An 11,970-nucleotide genomic window follows, 5' to 3' on the forward strand; every position below is an offset into this window, starting at 1 on the left:
GGAGCAGAATGCACAAAAGTGCCGCTGCTTCTTTTGGAGAACCCTAAGCTGCCGAGGCTTAGGGTTTTTTTGAACCTGAAAGTGATGAAAAACTAGAGGGGGAAGAAAAAATGAATGATTTATCGACAATGAGCAGCTTATCAAAAGAAGAGATTTTACAGCTGATTGAAGAAGCAGCTGCACTCAAAAAGGGGAAACAAGAACATGGATTAGCCGGAGAATTTGTGGCAAACCTCTTCTTTGAACCAAGCACAAGAACACGTTTTAGCTTCGAAGTAGCCGAGAAGAAATTAGGGATGAATGTCCTGAGCTTAGATGCGGCAAGCACCTCCGTTCAAAAGGGCGAAACACTTTACGATACGGTAAAAACACTCGAATCGATCGGAGTAAAGGCATGTGTGATCAGGGACAGCACCGATGAATATTATAACGAGCTGATCGGGAAGGTTGGAATTCCCATCATCAATGCAGGAGATGGCTGCGGACAGCATCCAACCCAATCACTGCTTGACCTCATGACCATCTTTGAAGAGTTTGGCGGCTTTGAAGGCTTAACGATTTCGATTCATGGAGACATCAAACATAGCAGGGTGGCAAGATCAAATGCTGAGGTTTTATCGAGGCTGGGAGCGACAGTTCTCTTTTCAGGACCTGCTTCCTTCCAGGATGAAAAAAACCCTCACGGAACGTATGTCCAAGTAGATGAAGCCATCGCACAATCTGATGTGGTGATGCTGCTTAGAATCCAGCATGAACGGCACGCTGAAAAAATGGGCAGTGAAGATTACTTATCAACTTATGGATTAACAGTAGACAGAGCAAACAAAATGAAAGAACGCGCGATTATTATGCATCCAGCACCAGTAAACAGAGGTGTTGAAATAGATGATTCATTAGTAGAGTCCAAGCAGTCAAGGATTTTCAAACAAATGGAAAATGGTGTTTATATCCGAATGGCCGTATTAAAAAGAGCTTTTCAAAAAAGCACACTACATCAAAAAGGGAGAGATTCTGTCTATGTCATATCTCATTAAAAACGGTTTTATCTTAACAAGCACAGGTGAAAGAGTGCAGCAGGATATTAGGGTAAAAGGAAAAGTGATTCAAGCGATTGGTCACCTAGAAAGAGAAGACGGAGAAGAGGTTATTGATGCAGCAGGGCTATTTGTGTCACCAGGCTTGATCGATCTGCATGTGCATTTAAGAGAGCCGGGCGGAGAGAAAAAGGAAACGATTGAAACAGGCTCTAAAGCAGCCGCAAGAGGCGGATATACGACGATTGCAGCGATGCCGAATACAAGGCCGGTTCCAGATACAAAAGAGCAAATGGAATGGCTGATGAATCGAATCGAAGAGACCTCATCTGTGAGAGTGCTGCCATACGCCTCCATCACAACGAGGCAAATTGGGGAAGAGATGACGGATTTTGCAGCACTAAAAGAAGCAGGCGCCTTTGCTTTTACAGATGACGGTGTCGGTATCCAAACAGCAGGCATGATGTACGAAGCGATGAAACAGGCAGCAAGTCTTGATCAAGCGATTGTGGCGCACTGTGAAGATAACTCGCTCATATACGGCGGGTGCGTTCATGAAGGAGAATTTTCAAAAGCAAATGGGTTAAACGGAATACCGTCCATTTGTGAATCGGTGCATATTGCAAGAGATGTTCTTTTAGCAGAAGCAGCGAACTGTCATTATCATGTATGTCATATCAGTACGAAGGAATCTGTGCGGGTCGTACGCGATGCAAAAAAAGCAGGCATCCGTGTGACGGCTGAGGTATCACCGCATCACCTGCTGTTGTGTGATACGGACATTCCAGGTCTTGATACAAATTATAAAATGAACCCGCCGCTCAGAGGAAAAGAGGATCGCGAGGCATTGATCGAGGGACTGTTAGATGGAACGATTGATTTCATCGCAACAGATCATGCGCCGCATACAGAAGAAGAAAAGAACGAAACCATGCAGCGTGCCCCGTTTGGAATTGTGGGACTTGAAACAGCGTTCCCGCTTCTGTATACACGATTTGTCAAAACAGGCGAATGGACATTAAAAGAACTTGTTGATTATATGACAATCAAACCAGCAGAAGCATTTTCTCTTCCATACGGAAAGCTTGAAGAAGGACACGTAGCTGATATTACACTCATTGATTTAAACAAAGAAATGGCAATCGATAAAACAAGCTTCTTATCTAAAGGGCAAAATACACCGTTTGACAAATTGACTGTATCAGGGTGGCCGGTCATGACACTTGCATCTGGGAAAGTCGTTTATGAAGAGGGGAGACTAGTAAAATGAAGAGACGCTTAGTGCTAGAAAACGGAACAGTATTCGAAGGAACAGGCTTTGGCAGCTTAGAACCATCAGTCGGAGAAGTCGTCTTTAATACAGGGATGACGGGCTATCAAGAAATTTTATCTGATCCATCATACTGCGGACAAATTGTCACACTGACTTACCCGCTTATCGGCAACTATGGCATTAACCGTGACGATTTTGAATCGATCACACCGTTTGTGAAAGGGCTGATTGTGAAAGAGCTTTGTGAAAAGCCCTCAAACTGGCGCTCTTCATATTCACTCGATGAATATTTAAAAATGAAAAACATTCCGGGGCTGAGCGGAATCGATACACGGAAGCTGACTAGAATGATTCGAAGTGCAGGGACTTTAAGAGGCGCGTTTGCAGGACCTGATGAACAAGTAGAAGACGTTGTCCGCCGCCTTCAAACATTGCAGCTGCCAACAGATCAAGTGAGTCAAGTATCTGTGAAAAATGCGTACCCAAGCCCAGGCAGAGGAAAAAGAATTGTCCTTGTCGATTTCGGCATGAAGCACGGCATTTTGCGCGAGCTCAATAAACGTGACTGCGACGTCATTGTGGTGCCATACAACATCACTGCAGATGAAGTGCTGCAGCTAAAGCCTGATGGCATTATGCTTTCAAACGGACCTGGAGATCCTGTGGATGTACCGGAAGCCGTTGAGATGATTCAGCAATTGATTGGAAAGGTGCCGCTCTTTGGTATATGCCTCGGACATCAATTATTTGCTCTAGCATGCGGTGCAAGTACAGAAAAAATGAAATTTGGCCACAGAGGATCAAACCATCCGGTGAAAGAACTAGCAACTGGCAAGGTGACACTGACGTCTCAAAACCATGGCTACACGGTTAGCAGTATTAACGAAGACGTGCTCGAAGTCACACATATTGCCCTAAACGACAATACGATTGAAGGATTAAAACATAAAGAAGCACCAGCATTCACTGTTCAGTACCACCCGGAAGCATCACCGGGTCCAGAAGATGCAAACTACTTATTTGACCAGTTCATGGAAATGATTCATACGACTGAGAAAGAAGGGGAAGAAGTATGCCAAAACGCGTAGACATCAAAAAGATTTTAGTAATCGGATCAGGTCCTATCATCATCGGTCAGGCAGCGGAGTTTGACTATGCAGGTACACAGGCTTGCTTAGCGCTAAAAGAAGAGGGCTATGAAGTCGTTCTTGTGAACTCTAACCCTGCGACCATCATGACAGATACAGAAATGGCTGATAAGGTATACATCGAACCACTGACACCAGAATTTTTAACACGAATCATTCGAAAAGAACGGCCTGATGCGATCTTACCAACACTTGGCGGGCAAACTGGATTAAACCTTGCTGTTGAATTGTCAGAGCTTGGCGTATTAGCTGAATGCGGCGTTGAAGTACTCGGTACAAAGCTGTCAGCCATCCAAAAAGCAGAGGATAGAGATTTATTCCGTCATTTAATGAATGAACTAAATGAGCCTGTACCAGAAAGTGAAATCATTCATAACCTGGAAGAAGCAATGGCGTTTACGGATCAAATCGGTTTCCCTGTCATCGTCAGACCAGCCTATACATTAGGCGGAACGGGCGGCGGAATTTGTACAAACGAGCAAGAACTGAAGGAAATCGTTGAAAACGGTCTGAAGCTAAGCCCAGTCACACAATGCTTACTTGAAAAAAGCATTGCTGGCTTTAAAGAAATTGAATATGAAGTCATGCGAGACAGCGGTGACCATGCAATCGTTGTTTGTAACATGGAAAACTTTGACCCTGTCGGCATCCATACTGGTGACAGTATTGTTGTAGCCCCAAGCCAAACGTTAAGTGACCGTGAATATCAGCTGCTTCGAAATGTGTCGCTTAAGTTGATCCGTGCACTTGGCATTGAAGGCGGCTGTAACGTACAGCTGGCACTTGATCCAAACAGCTTTCAATACTATATCATCGAAGTAAACCCGCGTGTGAGCCGTTCCTCTGCGCTTGCGTCAAAAGCGACAGGCTATCCAATTGCCAAATTGGCAGCGAAAATTGCTGTCGGCTTAACGCTTGATGAAATGATGAACCCAGTCACAGGTAAAACCTATGCAGCCTTTGAGCCGGCACTTGACTATATCGTTTCAAAAATACCGCGCTGGCCGTTCGATAAATTTGAATCTGCGAACAGACGTCTTGGTACGCAAATGAAGGCAACTGGTGAAGTCATGGCGATCGGCCGCACATTAGAAGAGTCTCTTCTAAAAGCTGTACGTTCACTTGAAGCCGATGTGCATCACATTGAATTAAAAGATGAAGCAGACATCACAAATGAAGTGCTTGAAAAACGGATTATCAAAGCGGGAGACGAACGATTATTTTATATCGCTGAGGCGCTTAGAAGAGGCTATACAGTCGAACAAATACATGAATTCTCAAAAATTGATTACTTCTTCCTTCATAAGCTGGAAGGTATCATCGCCTTTGAGAAAACATTAAAAGAAAACAAAGGCAATACAGACGTATTAAAAGAAGCGAAAGAAAAAGGCTTCTCAGATATCTACATTAGCCGTGAGTGGAATATGAAAGAAGCGGATGTCTACAAGCTAAGACATGAAGCAGGCATTGTACCTGTATACAAAATGGTGGATACATGTGCGGCAGAATTTGAATCAGAGACACCATATTTCTACAGCACGTATGAAGATGAAAATGAATCAGAACGTACAGACAAGAAAAGCGTTATCGTATTAGGTTCAGGTCCTATCCGAATTGGACAAGGGGTTGAATTTGATTATGCGACCGTTCACTCAGTGTGGGCAATTAAACAAGCAGGCTATGAAGCGATCATTATTAACAACAACCCTGAAACGGTCTCAACAGACTTTAGTATTTCAGATAAGCTTTACTTTGAACCACTCACTGTAGAAGATGTCATGCATATCATCGACCTTGAACAGCCTGAAGGAGTCGTCGTTCAGTTCGGCGGACAAACGGCGATCAACTTAGCAGATGAATTATCAAATAGAGGGGTTAAAATTCTTGGAACTTCTCTAGAAGACCTAGACCGCGCAGAAAACCGGGACAAGTTTGAACAAACGTTAGAAACACTCGGTGTGCCGCAGCCGAAAGGGAAAACAGCAACGTCTGTGCCTGAAGCTGTAGCAATTGCCAATCAAATCGGCTACCCAGTCCTTGTCCGTCCTTCCTATGTATTAGGCGGCCGTGCGATGGAAATTGTGTATCAAGAAGCTGAGCTTCTTCACTACATGGAGAATGCGGTGAAGGTCAACCCGCAGCATCCAGTATTAATTGACAAGTATTTGACAGGAAAAGAAATTGAAGTAGATGCCGTGTCTGATGGAGAAACTGTCGTAATCCCAGGCATTATGGAACACATTGAAAGAGCCGGAGTTCACTCTGGTGACTCGATTGCGGTCTATCCGCCGCAAACATTGTCTGAGGACATCAAAGCAAAGATCGCAGAATACACGATCAAGCTTGCAAAAGGACTCAACATTATTGGGCTTTTGAACATTCAGTTTGTCCTATCAAAAGGTGAAGTGTATGTACTTGAAGTGAACCCGCGATCAAGCCGGACGGTTCCTTTCTTAAGTAAAATTACAGGCATTCCGATGGCCAACCTTGCGACGAAAGTCATCTTAGGAGACAAACTCAAAAATTATGGCTACGAAGAAGGACTTCACACAGAGCAAGAAGGAGTGTACGTCAAAGTTCCAGTCTTCTCTTTTGCAAAATTAAGAAGAGTGGATATTACACTCGGACCTGAAATGAAATCAACAGGTGAGGTCATGGGGAAAGATGTCACGATCGAAAAAGCCCTTTATAAAGGATTGATTGCCTCAGGCATTCAAATCCCTAATGACGGAACAGTTCTTTTGACAGTGGCTGATAAGGATAAAGAAGAAGGACTTGAGATCGCAAGAAGATTCCATTCGATCGGCTATCATATTTTAGCAACAGAAGGAACGGCGAATTATTTAAAACAAGCCTCCATTCCATCAAGTGTGGTCGGCAAAATTGGAGAAGAAGGCAAAAATCTTCTTGATGTCATTCGAAACGGGGAAGCCCAATTCGTGATCAACACATTAACAAAAGGAAAACAGCCAGCAAGAGACGGCTTTAGAATTAGACGTGAATCTGTTGAAAACGGAGTGGCTTGCTTAACGTCACTAGATACAGCAGAAGCCATTTTACGAGTGCTTGAGAGTATGACATTTAGAGCGGATGAAATGCCAGAAGTGAAAACGAATGCTGAGGTGACAGTAACGATATGAAAAAAGCATACTTGACGGTCGTCTCGAACCGACAGATCGCTGATCATATTTACGAAATGACATTAAAAGGTGACCTTGTGGACTCCTTTCAAACGGCTGGCCAATTTCTTCATCTTAAGGTCAGTGAATCGATGACACCGCTGCTGAGAAGACCGATCAGTATTGCCAACATTCATGCCGAGCAAAAAGAAGCAACCATCATTTACCGCGCAGAAGGAGAGGGCACAAAGCTCCTCTCCCAAAAGCGGGAGGGAGAATCAGTTGATGTATTAGGGCCGCTTGGAAACGGGTATGATCCTTCAGTCGTCAAGCCCGGAGAGACGGCATTACTAGTCGGCGGCGGAATTGGCGTACCACCTCTATATGAACTGTCCAAGCGTTTAACGAAAAAAGGCGTCATCGTAAAGCATGTCCTCGGCTTTCAGTCGAAAAAGGATGTATTTTACGAGGAAAAATTTCAAGCACTCGGCGATACGTTTATTGCAACGGTTGATGGCACATACGGTGCTAAAGGCTTTGTAACAGATGTGATAAAAGAGCAAAACCTGAGTTTTGATGTGCTGCTTTCCTGCGGTCCAACACCTATGCTAAAAGCGCTGAAAGACACGTATCCTGATAAGCCTGTCTACATTTCGATGGAAGAACGAATGGGCTGTGGGATTGGTGCCTGCTTTGCATGTGTCTGTCATACCGATCAGCTCGACAAACCTTATGTCAAAGTGTGTCTTGATGGACCTGTTTTTAAAGCAGAGGAGGTGGCATTGTCATGCTAAACGTTGAGTTACCGGGATTATCTTTAAAGAATCCAATTATCCCTGCATCAGGCTGCTTTGGATTCGGGAGAGAATTTGCATCCTTATATGACCTATCATTGCTGGGCGGTATCCTGATCAAAGCCACAACCCTTGAACCGAGATTTGGCAATCCGACTCCAAGGGTAGCCGAGACAGGAGCTGGTATGCTCAATGCAATCGGCCTTCAAAACCCAGGTCTAAAAGGCGTGCTTGAAAATGAGCTGCCTTGGCTTGAGCAGTTTGATACGCCTATTATTGCGAATGTTGCTGGCTCACAGGTTGAAGATTATGTTGAAGTAGCCAAGCAAATCAGCCAAGCAAAAAATGTTCATGCCCTTGAACTGAATATTTCTTGCCCAAATGTTAAAACCGGCGGAATCGCCTTTGGTACAGATCCAAATATGGCAGCATCATTGACAAAAGCAGTCAAGAAAGTCTCTTCCGTACCTGTCTATGTCAAGCTGTCACCTAACGTAGCCAATATTGTAGAAATTGCTCAAGCGATTGAAGCTGCTGGAGCGGATGGACTCACCATGATTAACACATTAATTGGGATGCGTTTAGATTTAAAAACGGGGAAACCCATCCTTGCCAATAAAACAGGCGGATTATCAGGACCAGCTGTCAAACCTGTCGCTGTACGTATGGTGCATGAGGTGAGTCAAGCGGTTTCTATTCCGATTATCGGGATGGGCGGAGTGCAAAGTGCTGAAGATGTACTTGAATTTTTACTAGCAGGTGCAAGTGCAGTCGCTGTCGGTACAGCGAATTTTGTGAATCCATTTATTTGCCCGGAAATCATTGAAGAGCTGCCAAATGTGTTAGCAGCATATGGTTATTCATCTGTAGAGGAATGTATCGGAAGGAGCTGGAAACATGAAGCACTTGCCCATCATCGCGCTTGATTTTCCATCAGGGCAGGACGCGCTTGCCTTTTTAGATCCCTTTGAAGGGACACCATTATTTGTGAAGGTCGGCATGGAGCTGTTTTACCAAGAAGGACCTGCCATCCTTGAAGCGCTGAAAGAAAAAAATTGCCGCATTTTTCTCGATCTAAAATTACATGACATTCCAACAACGGTCCAAAAAGCGATGAACCGGCTTGCCACACTTGGCGTTGATTTGGTCAATGTGCATGCTGCTGGCGGGAAACGAATGATGCAGGCTGCATTAGAGGGACTTGAAAGCGGGACTCCTGCTGGACAAAGCCGTCCGGGCATTATTGCAGTGACCCAGCTGACTAGTACGTCAGAAGACATGATGAGAAGCGAGTTACTCATTGACCGTCCGCTGCAAGAGGCTGTGATCCGGTACGGACAATTAGCATATGAAAGTGGACTGGACGGTGTTGTTTGCTCTGTTCATGAATCTAAAGCACTTCATGAACATATCTCACCCTCTTTTCTCACTGTAACGCCAGGGATTCGCTTACCGAATGATCAAACCGATGACCAAAAGCGTGTGGCGACACCTGCCTATGCAAAAGAGCAAGGTGTTTCACAAATTGTTGTCGGAAGATCAATCACAAAAGCTGATAAACCATTAGAAGCCTATCATCAAATTTTGAAAGAGTGGGAGTGACTGCCAGATGAAATCAAAAATCGCGAAACATCTATTACAAATCAAAGCGGTCTCATTAAAACCAGACGAACCGTTTACATGGGCGAGCGGTATAAAATCACCGATCTATTGTGATAACCGCCTCACATTATCATATCCAGAAGTCAGACACGACATTGCGGAAGGTCTAAAAGATTTGATTCTCACTCATTTCAAGGGAGCAGAGGTTGTCGCGGGTACTGCAACAGCAGGCATTCCGCATGCGGCATTAGCAGCAGACCGCTTGAACATCCCGATGTGTTATGTCAGAAGTAAGCCGAAAGCACACGGCAAAGGAAATCAAATTGAAGGGGCCGTATCGAAAGGCCAAAAGGTTGTCGTCGTCGAAGACCTTATCTCCACAGGAGGCAGTGTGCTGGAAGTGGTTGCTGCTCTTCAAGCTGAGGGCTGCGAGGTACTAGGAGTTGCCGCAATCTTCACATACGGACTGCCAAAAGCAGCGGCCGCTTTTCAAGAAAAAAATATTCCATATGTCACCCTGACAGACTATGACACATTGACAGACGTGGCACTTGAACTGAAAGCGATTGAGCCGTCTGCGATGAACAAACTAAAACGCTGGAGACAAGACCCTTCCTCTGAATCTTGGATGGAAGAAACGGTCTGAAAAGTCAAAGTCCATCGTTAACAATTTTAAAGCTGTGCCTGCCCGCACGGCTTTTTTATTTGGGTAAAAATAGTAAAATAGACTCAAATTTTAATAAAAACTAATCCTATCAATAAAGTCGGGTTGACTTTTGTTTGAATTGTGTTAATATTTAAGACAAATTGAAACTCTTATCCAGAGAGGTGGAGGGACTGGCCCGATGAAACCCGGCAACCTGCGATTCGCAAGGTGCTACTTCCTGCAAAATGATTCTATTTTGAAAGATAAGGAAATTGCGAGCTTCCTCATCTTTCTTTCGGACTGAAAGAAAGTTTTTTTATTTTAACGGTGAGGAGGAAGAGGAGATGGAAGTGAAACAAAATCAGGATGAGGACTTAGTAAAGCATATGCAAGAACTGATTGGGGATATGAAATTCGGTTCAATTACGTTAATTGTTCAGGACGGTCAAGTGATTCAAGTGGAAAAAAACGAAAAAATTAGATTAAAGTAGTGCGGAAAATAGCAATATGAGCGGTACTCCGGAAGGGGAGAAATCATGTTAACTTATGAAAATTGGCAAGAGCCGTCCATTACATTTCAAGAGGATGATTTGTATAAAGGAGCCCTGTCTGTACTGAAATGGGCGTACGGTCATTATGGTGACCAGCTCGTATATGCGTGCAGCTTTGGGATTGAGGGCATTGTTCTGATTGATCTGATTGCAAAAGTAAAAAAAGATGCGAGAATTGTCTTTTTAGATACAGGTCTGCATTTTAAAGAAACTTACGACACAATTGATGCGGTAAAGGAAAGATATCCGGGTTTAGATATTGTACTGAAAACGCCTGAGCTGACGGTTGAACAGCAAAATGAGCAGCACGGTGATCAATTATGGAAAACTGATCCTCAAAGCTGCTGTCATATGCGTAAGGTCATTCCTTTGCAAGAAGCCCTGTCTGGTTATCCAGCATGGCTTTCTGGTTTAAGAAGAGAGCAGTCACCAAAACGAGCAGGGACGAATTTCTTAAATAAGGATGAAAAATTCAAATCAGTGAAAGTATGTCCCCTCATCCATTGGACGTGGAAGGACATATGGAGATATGCATCTAGAGAGGAACTTACTTATAATCCGCTGCATGACCAAGGATATCCAAGTATCGGCTGTGCACCGTGTACACAGCCAGCATTTACTGCAGATGATCTGCGTTCTGGCAGATGGTCAGGCACAGCAAAGACAGAGTGCGGATTACATGAGTAAGGGAGCATAATGTATGGAAATCGCCGCAATTTTATTTAGTCTATTCTTTGCTTTAAACATAGGCGCAAGCGGAGCAGCTGCTTCTATGGGCATTGCGTATGGATCAGGTGCCATTCAAAAGCCCATTTATGCACTCAGTTTTTGTGCAGTTGGGATTTTAGCAGGTTCAGTGATTGGCGGCGGTGAGGTCGTCAAAACGATCAGCTCTGGTATTATGCCAGAATCAGTCATTACACTTGAAATCGTTTGTATTATCATTGGTTCTGCTGCACTATCACTTTTCATAGCAAATCTGATGGCGATTCCTTTATCAACAAGTGAGGTCACAGTAGGGGCTGTAGTTGGTGTGGCAGTCGCATATAAAGTTTTGTTTGTGAAATCCATTTTAGTGATTGTGGCATTTTGGGTTATCATCCCGCTTTTCGCCTTTCTTTTTACCTTTGCTGTCGTCAAAATCATCAGAATGTTCCCTAAACGGAAGCTGTCTAAAAAAGGCACAGCTATTTTATCTGTCGTATTAATCCTCAGCGGATTTTTAGAGGCATTTTCAGCCGGTATGAACAATGTGGCAAATGCCGTCGGCCCGCTCGTCGCTTCAGGCGTTTTGTCAGTTGGGCAGGGAACACTTTACGGCGGAATCTTTGTCGCAGCAGGGGCCCTCTTGCTAGGTAGAAGAGTACTGGAAACAAACGGAAAGAAAATTACCCGCTATCAAACAGGCGAAGGGATTTTACTTTCGAGTACCGGTGCCGGGCTTGTCATCGTCAGCTCTATTTTTGGGCTGCCCGTTCCACTTACGCAAATCACCTCCTCGTCTATTATCGGGCTTGGAATGGCAAAAGGCGGGCCTAACATTTTTCACAAACATGTGGTGAAAAAAATGCTGAAAGTATGGGTGGTCTCACCTTTCTTATCACTCAGCCTATCGTATTTGCTTGTGAGCCTTTTCTTAAAAGGAGACTATTACTCTATCTTTATCATGATGAGTGTACTGCTTGCCTCACTTGGTGCGCTGAGTCTGATGAAAGCAGTCAAAAATGAAAGCAGCTCTATTCATGAACAGGGCGGCGGGATTTAACCATAAATCCGACTATTAACATCTAATAAATATGAACA

The 11,970-nt window shown here is 44.1% G+C and carries 11 protein-coding genes and 1 riboswitch; all 11 genes read left to right on the plus strand.

Features of this window, described 5'->3' with window-relative positions:
- Window positions 1-110 precede the first annotated feature (110 nt).
- The gene (locus M1D81_RS07775) at window positions 111-1,034 is read left to right on the plus strand and encodes an aspartate carbamoyltransferase catalytic subunit (RefSeq protein ID WP_456265129.1); all 924 of its coding nucleotides are present in this window, start codon (window positions 111-113) and stop codon (window positions 1,032-1,034) included.
- Window positions 1,018-2,304 (plus strand): dihydroorotase, encoded by a 1,287-nt coding sequence (locus M1D81_RS07780; protein WP_456265128.1) that lies wholly within the window; start codon window positions 1,018-1,020, stop codon window positions 2,302-2,304. The genes M1D81_RS07775 and M1D81_RS07780 overlap by 17 nt, the downstream gene beginning before the upstream one ends.
- Window positions 2,301-3,395, plus strand: a complete 1,095-nt coding sequence (locus M1D81_RS07785; protein ID WP_024424230.1) for a carbamoyl phosphate synthase small subunit — start codon at window positions 2,301-2,303, stop codon at window positions 3,393-3,395. The genes M1D81_RS07780 and M1D81_RS07785 overlap by 4 nt, the downstream gene beginning before the upstream one ends.
- The gene (carB, locus tag M1D81_RS07790) at window positions 3,380-6,595 is read left to right on the plus strand and encodes a carbamoyl-phosphate synthase (glutamine-hydrolyzing) large subunit (RefSeq protein ID WP_456265127.1); all 3,216 of its coding nucleotides are present in this window, start codon (window positions 3,380-3,382) and stop codon (window positions 6,593-6,595) included. Before M1D81_RS07785 ends, carB begins: the two co-directional genes overlap by 16 nt.
- A complete protein-coding gene (locus M1D81_RS07795) occupies window positions 6,592-7,368 on the plus strand; it encodes a dihydroorotate dehydrogenase electron transfer subunit (protein ID WP_456265126.1) in 777 nt (258 codons plus the stop codon). Before carB ends, M1D81_RS07795 begins: the two co-directional genes overlap by 4 nt.
- Complete coding sequence (locus M1D81_RS07800; protein WP_456265125.1) at window positions 7,362-8,294, plus strand: dihydroorotate dehydrogenase; 933 nt, start codon at window positions 7,362-7,364, stop codon at window positions 8,292-8,294. The genes M1D81_RS07795 and M1D81_RS07800 overlap by 7 nt, the downstream gene beginning before the upstream one ends.
- On the plus strand, window positions 8,266-8,970 hold the full coding sequence (gene pyrF / locus M1D81_RS07805; RefSeq protein ID WP_456265124.1) for an orotidine-5'-phosphate decarboxylase: 705 nt from the start codon (window positions 8,266-8,268) through the stop codon (window positions 8,968-8,970). Before M1D81_RS07800 ends, pyrF begins: the two co-directional genes overlap by 29 nt.
- A 7-nt stretch (window positions 8,971-8,977) precedes the next feature.
- Window positions 8,978-9,616 (plus strand): orotate phosphoribosyltransferase, encoded by a 639-nt coding sequence (pyrE, locus tag M1D81_RS07810; protein WP_024424225.1) that lies wholly within the window; start codon window positions 8,978-8,980, stop codon window positions 9,614-9,616.
- A gap of 167 nt (window positions 9,617-9,783) precedes the next feature.
- A riboswitch (SAM riboswitch) is annotated at window positions 9,784-9,886 on the plus strand.
- A 116-nt stretch (window positions 9,887-10,002) separates the two neighbouring features.
- Window positions 10,003-10,107 carry a DUF2292 domain-containing protein gene (locus M1D81_RS07815; RefSeq protein ID WP_369810469.1) on the plus strand — a complete coding sequence of 35 codons (105 nt, stop codon included), beginning with the start codon at window positions 10,003-10,005 and terminating at the stop codon, window positions 10,105-10,107.
- 45 nt (window positions 10,108-10,152) lie between these two features.
- Window positions 10,153-10,854 (plus strand): phosphoadenylyl-sulfate reductase, encoded by a 702-nt coding sequence (locus M1D81_RS07820; protein ID WP_024424224.1) that lies wholly within the window; start codon window positions 10,153-10,155, stop codon window positions 10,852-10,854.
- Between the two features lie 13 nt (window positions 10,855-10,867).
- Window positions 10,868-11,932 (plus strand): inorganic phosphate transporter, encoded by a 1,065-nt coding sequence (locus M1D81_RS07825; RefSeq protein ID WP_034281721.1) that lies wholly within the window; start codon window positions 10,868-10,870, stop codon window positions 11,930-11,932.
- Window positions 11,933-11,970 lie beyond the last annotated feature (38 nt).

The sequence above is a fragment of the Bacillus sp. JZ105 genome (genome assembly GCF_053903125.1).